This window comes from Acaryochloris marina S15, from assembly GCF_018336915.1.
GTDB classification, from domain to species: Bacteria; Cyanobacteriota; Cyanobacteriia; order Thermosynechococcales; family Thermosynechococcaceae; genus Acaryochloris; species Acaryochloris marina_A.
On the sequence record NZ_CP064923.1, the window covers coordinates 5194656 to 5211218 of the forward strand.

The following is a 16563-nucleotide window of genomic DNA, read 5'->3' on the forward strand; positions in this document are numbered from 1 at the left end:
AATTCTCAACCACTCTTATCTATGTGTTTATCTGAGCGAACGACAGTATTTGTTACTGCAGTTAGGTCATGCAAAGGAGCTTCTGGCTTAATGCATTTAGTGTAACTATATCTCACAGTAATTGACCGAACCGAGAAATGAGGTCCCCTTTAACACTGTTTTAGGAATGTCTTAGCAATGGGCTAGATCAAGCTCTCAGCAGAGCAAAGCGGTTATTGCTGCATTATTGTAAATAGGGTTACACAATTTTTTACGAAGCTGTAGCGCAGCCTACAACCTATTTATGGCAAGCATAGATATACTTCATGAGTATCGAAGCTAGCGGAGTCTGACATGACTACTATCTGCGACAATACCGACCAAACAGAGCTCTTGCGATTCTGGGTTCGAGAACTGACTCACTTCTCTCCCCATGAAGTGGATGCAGTGGTAACAGCCCTAAGTCAAGAAAAGGCCACTCTCAATCCTGCTTCTTAAGCTGGATAGTGCCAAATCATGACTCGTCATAAACCGATGGTTTGAGCCTCTCACCCATCGGTTCGTTTTTTCTCAAACCCCCATTTCCGTGGTTGTTCAACTCTGTTAGACTGCTGGGGTTATACACTCGGTCTTTCTCGTTGGTTTCTGCGGGTCAATCCTATCGATTACTCTTTGTCTCTACACCCTTAGGCCCTTTAGGATCCGGGGTAGGGGGAGGTGTAGAACTCACTCTACTGAATATGCTGGATGCGTTAACCCAGCAGGGTCACCAAGTCCAAGTGCTTGCCCCTCAGCAGTCTCGGCTGCCCCAAACTGAGGTAATCACCGTAGCTGGATCTCCCCAAATTCCAGCCCAAACCCAAACCCGGCAGACTCCAATTCATCTTCCTGAAAACTCAGTTCTAGGCAATATGTGGTTGCAGGTTTTGGCCCTACAATCCCAGTTTGATCTGATCATCAATTTTGCCTATGATTGGCTCCCTCTCTACTTAACGCCTTTTTTAGAAACTCCTGTTGCTCATCTGATCAGCATGGGGTCCCTCTCCGATGCGATGGATCAAATGATTGGTCAGACTGCTGACCAATTTCCCCAGTCCATTGGTGTCCATACCCGAGCCCAGGCGAATACTTTTCCCTTCGCCCAGCATTGCTATCCTGTGGGCAATGGTTTCAATTTAGATCTCTACACATTCACCCCTGATCCAAAAGACTATTTATGCTGGCTGGGACGCATCGCCCCTGAAAAAGCCTTGGAAGATGCGGTAGCCGCAGTCGATCAAACAGGCCAGACCCTCAAAATTATGGGCCATATTCAAGAGCAAGCCTATTTTGATCAAATTCAGGCTCAATTTCCCCATGCCAACATTGACTATCTAGGGTTTCTCGATACCACTGCAATGCAAGAAGTCTTGCGCCATAGTCAAGGCTTGTTAGTGACACCGCGCTGGGTGGAAGCCTTTGGCAATGTCGTCATTGAAGCTCTAGCCTGCGGTGTTCCAGTGCTTGCCTATAATCGAGGCGGTCCGGCGGAAATCATCCAGTCCGGCAAAACAGGCTGGTTAGTGGAACCTGATAGCGTCGATGGCTTAGTAGCAGCCATTCATAAACTGCCCAAGATTGATCGACAAGTCTGTCGCCAGCAGGCCGAGCAGGAGTATTCTCTGACGGCCTTTGCCCAGCGCCTTGAGCAGTGGTTTGACCGAATTCTGTCTCAACCGGGTCAATAAATGAAAGCCTGTCAGATCCCTCCTTTTGTGCAGCCGGGCGATGACCTCTGGGTAACAATGCCCAGTGGCACCCTCAGAGAACGGCAGGATTTTGATCAAGGGGTATCGGTGTTGCGATCGCAACACTACATCGTCCACCTTTCCCCAAACGTCACCGCCCAGTGGGGCTATCTCGCAGGAACTGATACTCAGCGAAGACAATCCCTCACTGCAGGTCTTAAAGGCGACTATACAGGCATCTTTTGCGGCCGGGGCGGCTATGGCGGAGCTAGGCTTTTAGAAGAGTGGGAATGGCCCCCTTCCCCTCCCAAATGGCTGGTGGGTTTTTCCGATGTTACGGCTCTGCTTTGGGGACTTGCCACCCAAGGAGTCGCTAGTGTTCACGGTCCCGTCATGACCACCTTGGCCCAGGAACCAGACTGGTCCCAGCAGCGACTTTTTGATTGGCTTGCCGGTCGCCCCATTCCAGCCCTGACGGGCAAAGGCTGGGGGCAAGGCAAAGCAACCGGTATTTTATTGCCCGGAAATTTGACGGTGGCAACCCATATCTTGGGAACGCCTCTCTGCCCCCATCTAGACCAGGTGATCTTGGCCTTAGAAGATGTGGGGGAAGCTCCCTATCGGCTGGATCGAATGCTGACCCAATGGCGCATGAGTGGGGTATTTAAGCAGGTAAAGGGCATTGCCTTAGGGCGCTTTAGTGATTGCAACGTCCCTGCCGGGATTCCCAGCTTAACGGTGGAAGAAGTCCTCCGAGATCGCTTGGGGGATTTAGATATCCCGATTGTGTCAGATTTACCCTTTGGCCATGGCGCTCCCAACGCGGCCCTACCTGTGGGCATACCCGCCCAGTTGGATGGAGATCAGGGCCTGTTGACCGTTGGCACTCCCTAGGAATCTTGCCTAAGTCTCCAAACCAGTACGCTATCGTAACAGGTAGAGACCATAGGGACCCTAGGCATGAACGAGCTGAGGCAGGCACTCGAATTAGCGACCGAGGAAGAATTACAAGACCTGACAGATTTGCTGTTTCGTCGCAAATATAACCCCCTAGATTATTTGCGAGAACCCACTCCTGGGCAAGTTCAAGCGACCAATCGCCAAGAGTGGTTAGCGGCCATCGAAAACCGCTTTCGCTTTGTGGCCGCCGATGGGTTTACGGTTCTGAAAGGGCAAACGGAAACTTTGAACTATCGCCAGATTTTGGTGCAAGTCAGCCGCCATTTGAAGATTCAGTATTCACCCACCCTCTCCACCACAGATTTAGAAGCTGAGATCTACTTGCATTTGATCAAAGAAGCTTGGCAAAAATTACCCAAAAATCAGCAGGAGCAGCTCCGACAGCGGATCCAAACGGCGCTGGCTGATACTCCTGGGACTCCCTTGCCCGTCAACTGTCAAACGGATCCCCGGCGCTGGCTGCTGGAAGGAAGCAGCGCTTTAGCCGTATCATCAGTGTTGCGCCCCTTGCTGTTAAAGCAACTGGCGCGGCAATTTGCGGCTCAGATGGCAGTGTATCAAGTGGCTCGACAAGCAGCCCCCCAAATCGAAGGACAGTTAGCGGTGCAAGCAGCCCGACGCGGTATGGCTTGGAATGCAGCTCGATATGGGGTGATGCGCGGGGCATTGACGGTGGTGAGTTCAGCCCTTTGGGTTGGCTTATTTGCAGACCTGGGTTGGCGTGCGATCGCAACCAACTACGGACGGGTCATTCCAGTGATCTTTACTCTGGCCCAAATTCGTTTAATTCGGGGGGAAACCTCTTGGCAATCTGTTTGAGTATGATTCGAAATGTCCACTGATCCCCATTCCTGGTTGGCTCCCTCTCACTTCATCATGTTGGCCCTATTAGGGGGCTTTGGGTTAATCCACAGCGGTTTAGCTTCCCTGCGGATGGCAGCAGAGAAGAAATTAGGGGCGCGGCTCTATCGCGTTATCTTTGCCTTAGCAAGCATCACCGCTGCGGTGATTGTGATCGGCTATTTTCTGAAGCATCGCTACGATGGGGTCCAGCTTTGGCAGCTTCAGGGCACCCCAGGTTTGCCAGGCTTGATTTGGGCCTTGTCAGCGATTTCTTTTATTTTTCTCTATCCCGCCACCTTCAACCTGCTAGAGATTGCAGCGATTCAGAAGCCCCAGGTCTATCTCTACGAAACCGGCATCATTCGGATTTGCCGCCATCCCCAAATGGTGGGCCAGGTGATTTGGTGCATAGCCCATTTACTTTGGGTCGGGACTTCCTTTAATTTAGCGACCTGCTTGGGATTAATTGGTTATCACTTGTTTGGCGTTTGGCATGGCGATCAGCGATTAGCCAAACGCTATGGTGACGCATTCGAGGCAGTCAAGGCACGCACCTCCATCGTGCCCTTTCTAGCCATTGCTCAGGGCAAGCAAACCTTCAAGCTCCAGGAATTTTTAAAGCCTGCCTATGTTGGGGTGGCTGGCTTTATTTGGCTATTTTGGATTGCCCATCCCCTGATGATGCGTGCAGCATTCAGCGTTCGCTGGTAGCATAATTTCAGCCTTTCCCATCGTCTTTCCTAATCTCCCTTGAGCATGCTGCCTGCGATTCAAACCCGTACCTTTGCCCCCGAAGTGTTGCAGTCCGAGACTGCCGTTTTAGTCAACTTTTGGGCTCCTTGGTGTGGCGTCTGTCGTTGGGTGGAACCGTTACTGATTCAGGTCCAGGCGGATTACGACTCGGAACTCAAGGTTGTCGCTGTCAATGCCGACGAAAATTTTGCCATCGCCAGCCAATATCGCCTCACTAATATTCCCAGTCTGCTGCTATTTCACCAGGGGCGTCTGGTCCATCGAATGGACCACTTTTGCGATCGCACCGAAGCATTGCGATTGTTAGAGGCAGCGCTAGATCAGATTGTTCCATCGCGATTGTCTGCGGGGTAACCTAACTTTACATCTCTAAGTATTTAAAAATCGAATTTGACAGGGTACCTCAAACAGTGTTTGGGTATAAGGTTCGATTGGTTAATCTTAAGGATTGCGGGTCGAGAAAGGGCCTGATATTGTGTAACAATGTAAATTGTTTTACAAACTGTAAAGTTTTTTGTATCGACAACAGCGTCAACGATGGATTCGTTATATCAATTTGCTTGGCTTATCCCTGTATTGCCACTCGGCGGTGCATTTCTCGTAGGTTTAGGGTTAATCTCCTACAACAAACAAACGAACGCCCTCCGTCAACTCAATGCGGCCTTTATTGTGTCCTTGATGGGAGCGGCAATGGTCCTCTCCTTTTCGATTCTATGGAGTCAGATTCAGGGTCATGCGCCCTATCTGATGACCTTCGAATGGGCTTCAGCGGGTGACTTTCATTTGACGATGGGCTATACCATCGATCACTTGACCTCTCTCATGCTGGTGGTGGTGACCACAGTTGCCTTCCTAGTAATGATTTATACCGATGGGTACATGGCTCATGACCCCGGTTATGTAAGGTTTTATGCGTATTTAAGTCTATTTAGCTTCTCCATGTTGGGGTTAGTCCTTAGCCCGAACTTGGTGCAAATTTATATTTTCTGGGAATTGGTGGGGATGTGTTCCTACCTGCTGGTGGGATTCTGGTATGACCGGAAACCTGCTGCCAATGCCTGCCAAAAAGCATTTGTAACGAACCGAGTGGGGGACTTTGGGTTACTCCTCGGCATCTTGGGCCTGTATTGGGCTACTAATAGTTTTGAGTTCGACATCATGGGAGAGCGTTTGCAATCCCTGGTGGCGACGGGCGAGTTGAGCGGTGTGGTTGCGGCCATCTTCGCCATCTTGGTGTTTCTGGGACCCATGGCGAAGTCAGCCCAGTTCCCCCTCCATGTCTGGTTACCCGAAGCCATGGAAGGTCCTACCCCCATTTCTGCCCTGATTCACGCTGCAACCATGGTTGCAGCCGGGGTATTTTTGGTGGCTCGGATGTTCCCCGTGTTTTCGGACATTCCCACCGCCATGCAGTTTATTGCCTGGACCGGAGCGATTACCGCCTTTATGGGGGCCACCATTGCAGTGACCCAAAACGATATTAAGAAGGGTCTGGCCTACTCCACCATCTCCCAATTGGGATATATGGTCATGGCCATGGGCATCGGTGCCTACTCTGCGGGCCTCTTTCACCTGATGACCCATGCCTACTTCAAGGCCATGCTGTTCCTAGGATCTGGTTCTGTGATTCATGGCATGGAAGCTGTGGTCGGTCATAACCCAGTCCTAGCGCAAGATATGCGTCTGATGGGCGGCCTGCGCAAGTACATGCCCTATACCGGCATCACCTTTTTAATCGGCTGCTTAGCCATTTGCGGTATTCCTCCCTTTGCAGGTTTTTGGTCTAAGGATGAGATTCTCAGTTTGGCCTTCGAAGCCAACCCAGCCTTGTGGCTAGTAGGTTGGCTGACGGCAGGACTCACAGCCTTCTATATGTTCCGAATGTATTTCTCCACCTTTGAAGGAGACTTCCGGGGCAATATCAATGCCTTGCGTGAACAGATTGATGGCAAGTCTCCGGCTCTCAACTTTGGTCCTGGTGCCATGGATCCTCGCGAGTTGACCATGGTGGCTGAGCCTGAGTCGGATCACCATGACGATCACCACCATGCGGATGAACCCCATGAATCACCGATTACCATGACCTTGCCGTTAATGGTGTTGGCGATTCCCTCTATTGCCATTGGCCTATTGGGAATGCCCTTTAACAATCGGTTTGAAGCCTTTATTTATGCCCCCGGAGAAGCCAATGCAGCCCTAGAGGCAGCAGCTGAGTTTGAATGGTCCGAGTTTCTGTTGATGGCCGGCAATTCTGTGGGTATCGCCTTAATCGGGATTACCTTGGCGTCTTTGATGTACCGAACTCGGCAAGTGGATCCGGCTGCAATCTCAAATCGGTTCCCCACGCTATATGAGTTCTCCCTCAATAAGTGGTTTATTGATGACCTTTACGAACGCACTATCATCAAGGGCTGTCGCCGGATTGCCCGCCTGGTTCTAGAGGTCGACTTCAAAGTCGTGGATGGCATCGTTAACTTTGCTGGATTCCTAGCGGTATTGACCGGTGAAGGTCTCAAATACTTAGAAAGTGGCCGCCTCCAGTTCTACCTTTTCATCCTCTTTATGGCAGTCTTGGGGATCTCGATTGCCACGGTCATCTAGCGTCCATTCCTGCCTCGTCGTTGCTCAATCCGTCGAATAGAGATAGCGGTTCATGAATCCAGATACATTCCCTTGGCTGTCAACACTGATTTTCTTCCCCATTGTGGCCACTGTTGCCCTGCCCTTCATCCCTGATCCAAAGGGTAAAGGTGATCCCATTCGCTGGTATGCGTTGGTGATTGGCCTCATTGATTTTGTCCTCCTGGTTTACGCCTTTTACACCCAGTACGACTTTGCTGAGTCTGGGTTACAAATGGTGGAACGCTATGACTGGCTCCCTCAATTAGGCGTGCAATGGTCCGTTGGGGCCGACGGCTTATCCATGCCCCTGATTTTGCTAACGGGATTTATCACCTCCTTGGCAATCCTGGCCTCCTGGCCCGTCACCTATAAACCACGACTCTTCTATTTCTTGATTCTGGCGATGTACGGTGGCCAAATCGCGGTGTTCGCCGTTCAAGATCTACTAGTCTTTTTCCTGGTCTGGGAATTGGAATTGGTTCCGGTGTATCTGTTGCTCTCAATTTGGGGGGGCTACAAACGGCTGTATGCAGCGACGAAATTTATTCTGTATACCGCCATCAGCTCTCTATTTATCCTGGTTGCCGCCTTGGCGATGGCCTTCTTTGGTCCCGATCTAACTTTTGACCTGCAATCCTTAGCGGCCAAAGACTATCCGTTAACGTTTCAATTGCTCTGCTACACAGGCTTCCTGGTGGCCTTTGCCGTCAAGTTGCCGATTGTGCCTCTGCATACTTGGTTACCGGATGCTCACGGGGAAGCCACGGCTCCTGTCCACATGCTGCTGGCCGGAATTCTCCTCAAGATGGGGGGCTATGCGTTAATTCGCATGAATGTGGAGCTACTCCCTGACGCCCATGCCTATTTTGCCCCCGTTCTGATTATTCTGGGGGTGGTCAATATTATTTACGCTGCCCTCACCTCCTTTGCCCAGCGAAATCTCAAACGCAAGATTGCCTATTCGTCCATTTCCCATATGGGCTTTGTCCTGATCGGAATTGCCTCCTTTACGGACTTAGGAATGAGCGGTGCTGTGCTGCAAATGGTCTCTCACGGATTGATTGGTGCCAGTCTCTTCTTCTTAGTTGGAGCGACCTACGATCGCACCCACACTTTGATTCTGGAAGAGATGGGAGGTGTGGCCCAGAGCATGCCTAAAATCTTTGCCATGTTCACGACCTGTTCCATGGCGTCTTTAGCCCTACCTGGGATGAGCGGTTTTGTTGCTGAACTGATGATCTTTGTTGGCTTAGCCACAAGCGATGCCTATAGTCTGGCCTTTCGCATACCCATGGTTATTTTGGCGGGTATTGGGGTCATTCTCACCCCGATTTACCTGCTGTCCATGCTGCGGGAAATCTTCTACGGACCTGAAAACAAGGAACTCACGTCTCATGAGAAGCTGGTCGACGCAGAACCCCGGGAAATCTTTGTGATTGTCTGCCTACTCGTCCCTATTATTGGTATTGGTCTCTATCCCAAAATCATTACCCAGATTTACGATGCCAAGACCACACAGCTGGTCGCCTATATTCGTCCCTCTGTGCCTTCTATTGCTATGCGAGAAGCAGCTACAGTCGCATCTGTATCCGATGTTGAGATGGAAAGCCCTTACCAAGCTCCCGCGATTAAGTAGGCTACTCTCCACTTCATACCTAAAATTAATTTATTTAATAGGTATACTAACCCCCACACTGAATTTCAGAGTGGGGGTTCTCTGATAACAGTCATAATCCATTCACTGGGGAAGTTGGGAGAAACCTCTCAACGCATTATTTGATGCTGAATTACACTTGGATCGAATTGAGGTGCATAATCAGCCAGATATCCTACGCCTTTCAGTTGATGAACAATACTCCACACTAAGTTATGGACATCGTCATGATTTAGACCACGTCGGCCCAGGGCAGGACTAATCCGTAAGCAGTCATAAAGCAAAGCAATGAGGTAGTTAGGATCGCAAGGCAAATCACGCTGGTGGCAATCGCAACAAAAGAGACACGCTACGACGTCATACCAGTACTGCTTCAGGGATAAATCAAGGAGAACATTTACAAATACGCAAAATATAGGTTTCCACCCTACTTCTTCAGCTAACACAGCAATCTCTTCTGAGATGTCATCCTCTGTTGCCTCATCTTGAAATTTTGGGTTTGCAAGGATCTTGATAATTTGTGGTTGAAGCTGCAATTGCCATAGTCTCTAGTGATTCACAATAATTTTGGAGGCTGACCTCCAGTAAATCAACACTGGAAGCCAATTATTCATGCAAAAGACAAGCTGCGATAGCCAAAATACCTGATAATTGCCATGGTCTCTGATGTTTTGCAATGCGCTATGGCTGCTAAGACAAAAAAACAGTCCTCGAAAACAGTCGAGCCTCAAACTGCCGTTCTGCGACAACATGCCGAGCAACAGTTTGCAGCAGAACTCGAAGAACTTCGCAAATCTGATACGCGCCAACGTCCAGCAAACTGGCAGCTTTCTCCATGGGCCGTTTCCACCTATTTATTGGGGGGCACCTTAGAGAATGGCTTTGAAGTCTCAGCAAAATATATTGGCAATCGGCGACTGATGGAAATCGCTATTGCCACACTGACAACGGATCGAGCCCTTTTGCTGTATGGGGTTCCCGGTACGGCCAAGTCTTGGGTATCGGAACATTTAGCGGCTGCGATCGCAGGAGATTCTACCTTATTAATCCAAGGGACTGCAGGCACCAGCGAAGATGCCATTCGCTATGGCTGGAACTATGCAAAGCTCTTAGCAGAAGGGCCATCCCTAGATGCGATCGTGCCTAGCCCGTTAATGCAATCCATGGATCAGGGCAAAATCACCCGCATTGAAGAACTGACACGCATTCCTGCTGACGTTCAAGACACCTTGATTACCGTTCTCTCTGAGAAGACCCTGCCCATTGCCGAACTTGGAGAAGAGATTCAAGCCACCCAGGGGTTCAATGTGATTGCCACCGCTAACAACCGAGACAAAGGGGTGAATGATCTCTCTAGCGCTCTGAAACGCCGTTTTAACACTGTTATTCTCCCCTTACCCGATGACGCCGATTCTGAAGTCAGAATTGTCCAAGAGCGAGTTAAAAGCTTAAAAACAGCCCTAGAACTACCCGCTGAAGCCCCTGCCTTAGCTGAAATTCGACGCGTTGTCACCATTTTCCGGGAATTACGCAGCGGCATGACGGAAGATGGCAAAACCAAGCTCAAATCTCCCAGCAGCACCCTAAGCACCGCAGAAGCCATTTCTGTCGTCAATAGCGGCTTATCTTTGGCCGCCCATTTCGGTGATGGTTCCCTCCAGGCCCATGATTTAGTCTCTAGCTTGGTTGGAGCCGTGGTTAAAGATCCAGTTCAAGATCAAGTGGTGTGGAAAGAATATCTTGAAACCGTGGTTAAAGAGCGAGACAACTGGAGTGACTTATATCGAGCCAGCCGCGAGGTTCTCTAGCATTCAGGCTGGCATTGAGGGCAAAAATGAGTGGAGCGACCGACAAGCTTGATCCGTTCAATAGGTTGACCACAAGTCCGACAAGGCTGACCTTGGCGTCCATAGACCCAGGCCATGCCACCATAATTCCCATTCACCCCTTTGAGATCTCTAAAATCACTGAAGGTGGTACCGCCTGCCCCAATGCTGGTCGATAAGACGTCCACAATCGCAGTTCGCAACCGCTGCACCTGTTCCATCTGCAGCTGGTGACATGGCATCGTCGGACAAATCCCACTCATAAACAAGGCTTCATCCGCATAAATATTGCCCACTCCTGCCACCAAGGCCTGATCTAACAGAGCGCTTTTAATAGAACGCTTACGGCCTTGCAGGGATTTACCCAAATAATCGATGGAAAAATCTTTTGAGAAGGGTTCTGGCCCAAGCTTCTGCAGACCACTAATAATTTGCTTAGGATCTTCAGTGGGGGCCACCCACCACATTTGTCCAAAGGTTCGCTGATCGACAAATCGGAGTTCGCGATTATTCGCAAAAAATAGACGCACCCGAGTATGCTTCTGTACTGGCTCATCTTGGGCCAACCAGAGCAATTGCCCTGTCATACGCAAATGCACACCCAGCCAGCTCGGCTGACGATGAGTAGCTAAAGACAGCTGGCTTAGTAAATATTTGCCACGTCGCATCCATGCCAAAAAGGTTGCAGTTTGCAACCCTTGGATAAATGCTTGCGGAGACTGAGGATGGGCAATGGTTCGCGGATAGAGAACCTCGCCACCCATGATTTGCATCCCAACAGTCACCTTTTCTAGGCCAAGCCGCACTGTTTCTACTTCAGGTAGCTCAGGCATTAAAGCAGACTGTTGGGACGAATAGTAGACACGAAGGTAAGTTAGCCTTCTGCTTTGGGAGCTGCAGCAGGCTTCTTAGCTTTTGCCTTGGGTGCCTCAACCTCTTCGAGTTCGTGAACCCCGAAGTTATTGGTGTTGATACCAGCAGCAGTACCACTAATCCCGTTGTAATTACAGGTATCGAAACGAACGATCACAGGATATTTAATACCACTTTTATCAACGGAGGCAACGGTGCCGATTTCACGAAACCAGTAAGACTCCGGGCGGAGAATTCTAACCTTAGAACCGCGTTGAACCATGAATCTTTTACCTTATTGAAATTGCAAACGAAGCATTGATCTCAGACTACTATGGTCTCGGTGCAGTCCTAACCCAAAATCTATAAAATTTTATAACTGTCATAAAAATTGATGACTTTATCGTTCACTGAGATGCTTTTTGGGGATCCTAATTACCGATAAACCGGCAACGTAAAGTGAAAACCACTGCCATGATCGGGAGCAGAATCCACCCAAATCTCACCGAAATGGTTCCCTACAATCCGTTTGCAGTGAGCAAGTCCCATGCCATACCCAGACTGGTCTTGATCTCGATCCAAACGATACTGGTTATCAAAAATATATTGTTGCTTTTCCTGGGGAATCCCTAAGCCATTGTCGCAAATGCTGACCTGCACCTTTTGGGTCGTCCGATGCACAACCAATAGTTTAATCTCGCCCCCCTCCGGCGTATATTTCATCGCATTATCCAGCAAGTTGAGAATCACCTGCTGCACCTGATCAGCATCAGCATGGACGTTGGGGATATCGGGTGGAATATCGCTTTCTAATACCTGTGACTTAGTTTTGAGGGTATTCTGTACCCTTAAGATAATCTCTTGGCAAAGTCCACCTAAATCCAGTTGCTTAGGATGAATTTTAAGGTCGGGCTCACTTCCTTGGGAGGCTTCCAGTAAATTGGTGATCATACGCTCAATGATTTGGGTTTGGGTATGAGCATGCTTAACCAATCGTTTCAGCAGAGCCGGAGATAAATTGCGGATGATCTCATTATCCTCATCCCATTGTCCTGCTAAGGTCTCTAAAGCAATGATCGCTGCCGTTAACGGGTTGCGGAGGTCATGGGCCAACATGGTAATCATGCGATCCTTGAACTTGAGCTGATCCTGCAACGCTGCATTCTCTTGTTGCAGTCGAAACATTTGATCCGATAGCTGCATCAGTTGGGCAGCATCAGCAAAAGAGGTTGTGTCGTCGTCTAAGGTAACCTGATCTTTCAGCAATTCATTCTCAGATAAAGCATGTTGCCAATAGGGCCAAGACTCTTCCAACTGAGCGACCAAGTTGCTGCCTGCCAAAATATGCCGAGGCTCAGGCCGAATTTTGACTAACGCTGGCGTTGCCACCAGTTTGTAATACTCCACCAAGTAGGGTTGTTCAGAGACTTCAACCACATGCAGGTCGAAATCACAATCTGGTTTCAGAGTATCTAAATATTGCGATATTTGATGAATCTGTTCTTTAGCCGTTGTGCGTTTATCCACGAACAACAGCAGCTGTAGTGAAGCATCAGACTTAACTACAGATTGTAGATGTTCAGTGTGGGTCTCGGAAGATGATCTCATTCCGGTAGGTAGCTCAGGACAGAATAGACATGGGAGTTAAAAAAAACACAATCCTCAGAAGTAAGTCACATATGCTGACTTAACTTCATATTAATTGACAACGCCCCATACCGGATCAGGCCAACCATAGATATCGAGGTTTAAACTCTTAAACACTACTTTTTTTAATGCCTTGCATCCGCCCATTCTAGCGCCGAGTACAGGGATTTGTTACATCAGGGTGTCGCTGTTGGTAAGTCTGTAACCATTGGCATCCTTGCTGTAAGAGTTGAGGGAGGGTTCCAGTTTGCCAGATCCGAATGGCGTCATCTTTGCCCACTGTCATCAAAGACTTGCCATCCGCTGCAAATTGCAGACTATACACGGCCCCTTGATGTCCCATCAATTCTGCTAATTGTTGCCCTTTAGAGGTCCAAATTTTGACAATCCCATCTTGCCCAGCCGTTGCCAGACGCTGTCCATCGGCACTGAGCACCAAGCGAAGAATATCGTTGGGATGACTCTGAAATTGCTGCTGCAGCTGGCCTTTACCCGACCAAAATTTAACAGAACCATCTTTCCCCACCGTCACAATCTGCTTGCCATCAGGGCTAAAGCGGACATCACTAAGCCACCCTTGCTGGGCATCAAATTGCCTCAGCTTTTTACCAGAAGGTGTCCAGACCTTGACTTGCCCTTCTCTACCAGCCGTCACCAGTCGCTTGCCATCAGGGCTAAATCGGATCGCCCATAGGGGCTGGGTAGAGGCTTCAAATTGTTGATGGTCTTGGGACTGAAAATCCCATAGATGGACGGTCCCATCATTGGCCGCCGCCGCTAGCATCTCACCCTTGGGAGCATAGCTGAGGGAATACACTCCTTTTTTATCAACGAGATGGTCCTCTAATTTACGGCCCTGTAAATCCCACATGCGGACATAGCCATCTTCACCCGCTGTCGCTAACCGCTTTTGATCAGGACTGAACACAACATCGTTGCCTTTATTGTGGGCTTGTTTTTCCCACAACAAGGTTCCATTTTTCTGCCACAGCCGCAACATGCCATCCTTGCCCGTTGTCGCCACGGTGTCTTGTTGGGGGTGCAGCGCGATACTCCAAATACTCTTATGCTGGCCTGCCCATTGTTGCTGGCCAGCTAGGTTCCATAAGTGGAGGCTGCCATTTCTGCCTGTGGTCAGCAGACTTTGACCATCTGGGCTAAAGCTAGCGCTACTCACCAATCCAGAATGTCCTTTTAGCTCTGCCAATTTTCTCCCAGCAAAGTCCCAAACTCGAATCGTACTATCTTCCCCTAGGGTCACCAATTTTTGTCCTGTGGGGCTGGCATCAATCAGATATAGAGACGTTTGACTGCCTCGCCAGACATTCAAAGGTTGGGTACTAGACGCACTCCACAGACGAATCAGGCCATCGGTGCCGACCATAGCAAACCGTTGATTTTGCTGGCTTGAAGAAGAGGTCCCAGGCGCTGTATCGGGGAGAAAGCTCACACTGTTTAACTTGAGGTTGGGATTGATTCGGCTTTTCCATTCCCTCAGTTTCTGTCCCGATAGCGTCCAAGCCTGCATCGTACCGTCTGTCCCAACGGTCACCACGGTCTGTCCATCGGGATTAAAACTCAAACTACTCACAGAGCCATTATTGGCCGTGAACTGAGCCAACTGCTGACCAGCTTGACTCCAGATATAAACCCGACCATCGGTAGCAGCGGTAGCAAATTGGTCACGATTAGGGCTAAACCGAATACTTCTAAGTCTGCCAATCTTCTGTTGGGCTGTTGACTTGAGGTCACCTTCAGCATCCCAAAACTGGAGCTGTCCCACCGGAGTGATGGTCAAAACCTGGTCATTTTTGAGGAATGCTGCAAACCGGATGCCTTTAGGATTGGCTTGAAACGCTTGTAGCTGCTCACCCGTTGGGGACCAAATTCGGACATAGCCATCTTTTCCTGCGGTAATCAGTTGATCGCCGCCAGGACTAAAGGAACCACTATAAATGCGTCCCTTATGCCCCTGCCAGGTATTCGTTTCATACATATTGTCCAGAATGCTCTGGAGGACAAACAGGGGTTTGACGGTGGGATAGTCTTGCAGCTGGCGTTTAGTAGGGACTAAGTCTTGCAGTTTTTGGCCTAGCTCAATCGCGGACTGCAGGGCCTGTAGCTGATTCGTGGGGAATTGCCGGAGAGTAATCACCCCTTCCTGTTCCAAGGACAGACTTTGCTGAGATTCTTGCAGATCTCGCCCCGTACGAATGCCAACTGCAATCGCCAAAACGGAGATACCGGAGACCAATGCCAAGGCTGCGATCGCAACTCTGACAATTCGACGGGCCTTGCCATGGGCCTCCGTCAAAATATGGTTGGCCTCTTCCATAGCTTTCTTGGACTGGCGCTCGGTGGCGAGGCTGACTTCGACTTCTTGCTTGTCAGCGTTCTGACTCGCGCTTAAAAACTGATAGTCCTGGTCACTTAAGCTTTTGGTATTGGACCAGGCCAAAGCCTCCCGTAAGGCTTGACCTCGAAGAAGCCGGGACATATCTTGTCCGTCAGACTGCAACCAAGACTGCATCACATCGGCATAGGGCCGCAATTGCGCCAATTGCTGCTCGACCCAAGTCAGATCAAAGATTTTTGCATAAATGCGATTGTGAATATAAAGCTGCCCTTGTTGCTGAATCACCAAGCCCGACAACAGGAGCTCCATTTGTTCAGAACTATTGTCTGTGGGGGTACCCACTTGCCAATCGGGTTGGTCTAGCAGCTTCTGATAACTGCCGAGCAGCCGTCCCGCTCGCTTTTCATTTTGCAGCAGGCGATTGCGAATGGTGCGGAGGTGCTCTGGTTCATCTTGGGCCTCCCAACTATGGAGAATTTGCAATTGAACCAAATCGGTCACAACCTGCGCTTCATCGCCTGGGGGAATAGCAGAACCCGTGGTCAGGAGCTTACACAGCTTTTGGGTCAAAAAAGGTTGCCCATTCGTCCAATCTAAAACGGCCTGTACTAGCTGTTCTGGGTGTTGGGACACATCACTCAGTCCTACCGTCAGCGGCCGAGCTGCTGCGGATTGAAACCCACGGAGGTGAATCGCTCGGCCAATATTAAAAGGCGTACGCTGCTGGTCTTGAATTAGTTGAGAGGGGGTAGCGACGCCGAACAGAGCAAAGGTGAGGCGCTTAAAGTCATCGCGATCGACCCGACTGTTGTAATGGGCGCGCAGCAGGGCAAAGAAATCATCGGCAGAAAAGCTGAGGCTGAGCAGGCTATCAACTTCATCAATAAAGATCACCATGTTCTGGGGGACATGGACAAACAGCACCTGTTCAATAAAGTCCGTCAGGCGTTGGGCGGGGGATAACAGGGTGCGATCTCGCCACCAAGACCGCAAATGAAACTTGTCCCCCAGCTTAAATTCGCTGACCAATGCCCCAATCAGACTGGCATACCACTGCTCTGCGGTAATATTCTGGCTGCCAATTTTAGTGACATCAATGGAGGCGCAGGCAAACCCTTCCACGGTCAAGCGCTTCATGGTATGCACACGCAAACTGGATTTGCCCATCTGACGAGCTGTGAGTACGTAGCAAAATTCCCCTGCTTTTAGGGCTTGATACAAATCACGATCGGCTTGGCGGACGACATAGGTCCGGGCATCAACGGGTAAACTTCCCCCCACTTGATAGGGATTGATCGGCGACGTATCAGTCGTCCAGTCTGAGACAGAGGTATCCATAGGCAA

At 49.7% G+C, this 16563-nt stretch carries 14 protein-coding genes; 9 read left to right on the top strand and 5 right to left on the bottom strand.

Annotation, left to right across the window (positions count from 1 at the left end):
* Window positions 1-333 precede the first annotated feature (333 nt).
* From I1H34_RS23675 to ndhD1, 8 genes are all read left to right on the top strand, one after another.
* Window positions 334-477: a hypothetical protein gene (locus I1H34_RS23675; protein ID WP_212663344.1), complete on the top strand. Its 144-nt coding sequence runs from the start codon at window positions 334-336 to the stop codon at window positions 475-477.
* A gap of 140 nt (window positions 478-617) precedes the next feature.
* On the top strand, window positions 618-1706 hold the full coding sequence (locus I1H34_RS23680; protein WP_212666411.1) for a glycosyltransferase family 4 protein: 1089 nt from the start codon (window positions 618-620) through the stop codon (window positions 1704-1706).
* The gene (locus I1H34_RS23685) at window positions 1707-2600 is read left to right on the top strand and encodes a S66 peptidase family protein (protein WP_212663345.1); all 894 of its coding nucleotides are present in this window, start codon (window positions 1707-1709) and stop codon (window positions 2598-2600) included.
* 66 nt (window positions 2601-2666) lie between these two features.
* Window positions 2667-3485 (top strand): YaaW family protein, encoded by an 819-nt coding sequence (locus tag I1H34_RS23690; protein WP_212663346.1) that lies wholly within the window; start codon window positions 2667-2669, stop codon window positions 3483-3485.
* 12 nt (window positions 3486-3497) lie between these two features.
* Window positions 3498-4220 carry an NnrU family protein gene (locus I1H34_RS23695; protein WP_212663347.1) on the top strand — a complete coding sequence of 241 codons (723 nt, stop codon included), beginning with the start codon at window positions 3498-3500 and terminating at the stop codon, window positions 4218-4220.
* A 45-nt stretch (window positions 4221-4265) separates the two neighbouring features.
* The gene (locus tag I1H34_RS23700; protein ID WP_212663348.1) at window positions 4266-4616 is read left to right on the top strand and encodes a thioredoxin family protein; all 351 of its coding nucleotides are present in this window, start codon (window positions 4266-4268) and stop codon (window positions 4614-4616) included.
* Between the two features lie 183 nt (window positions 4617-4799).
* Window positions 4800-6863, top strand: coding sequence for an NAD(P)H-quinone oxidoreductase subunit 5 (locus I1H34_RS23705; protein WP_212663349.1), 2064 nt, complete (start codon window positions 4800-4802; stop codon window positions 6861-6863).
* Window positions 6864-6915: 52 nt separating this feature from the next.
* Window positions 6916-8520, top strand: a complete 1605-nt coding sequence (ndhD1, locus tag I1H34_RS23710; protein ID WP_212663350.1) for a photosynthetic/respiratory NAD(P)H-quinone oxidoreductase subunit D1 — start codon at window positions 6916-6918, stop codon at window positions 8518-8520.
* Window positions 8521-8648: 128 nt separating this feature from the next.
* Here ndhD1 and I1H34_RS23715 read toward each other — a convergent pair whose 3' ends face one another.
* Window positions 8649-9074, bottom strand: coding sequence for a hypothetical protein (locus tag I1H34_RS23715; RefSeq protein ID WP_212663351.1), 426 nt, complete (start codon window positions 9072-9074; stop codon window positions 8649-8651).
* Window positions 9075-9221: 147 nt separating this feature from the next.
* On the opposite strand from I1H34_RS23715, the gene I1H34_RS23720 reads away from it, so the two are divergent.
* Window positions 9222-10346 (top strand): ATP-binding protein, encoded by a 1125-nt coding sequence (locus I1H34_RS23720; protein WP_212663352.1) that lies wholly within the window; start codon window positions 9222-9224, stop codon window positions 10344-10346.
* On the opposite strand, the gene I1H34_RS23725 is transcribed toward I1H34_RS23720, so the two are convergent.
* The 4 genes from I1H34_RS23725 to I1H34_RS23740 all read right to left on the bottom strand — a co-directional run bounded on the left by I1H34_RS23725 (window position 10343) and on the right by I1H34_RS23740 (window position 16557).
* Complete coding sequence (locus I1H34_RS23725; RefSeq protein ID WP_212663353.1) at window positions 10343-11197, bottom strand: DNA-formamidopyrimidine glycosylase; 855 nt, start codon at window positions 11195-11197, stop codon at window positions 10343-10345. The two genes, I1H34_RS23720 and I1H34_RS23725, sit on opposite strands and share 4 nt — an antisense overlap.
* Before the next feature lie 41 nt (window positions 11198-11238).
* On the bottom strand, window positions 11239-11499 hold the full coding sequence (locus I1H34_RS23730; protein ID WP_212663354.1) for a photosystem I reaction center subunit IV: 261 nt from the start codon (window positions 11497-11499) through the stop codon (window positions 11239-11241).
* 152 nt (window positions 11500-11651) lie between these two features.
* The gene (locus tag I1H34_RS23735; RefSeq protein ID WP_212663355.1) at window positions 11652-12824 is read right to left on the bottom strand and encodes a histidine kinase; all 1173 of its coding nucleotides are present in this window, start codon (window positions 12822-12824) and stop codon (window positions 11652-11654) included.
* Between the two features lie 187 nt (window positions 12825-13011).
* Window positions 13012-16557 carry an AAA-like domain-containing protein gene (locus I1H34_RS23740; RefSeq protein WP_212663356.1) on the bottom strand — a complete coding sequence of 1182 codons (3546 nt, stop codon included), beginning with the start codon at window positions 16555-16557 and terminating at the stop codon, window positions 13012-13014.
* Window positions 16558-16563: the final 6 nt, after the last annotated feature.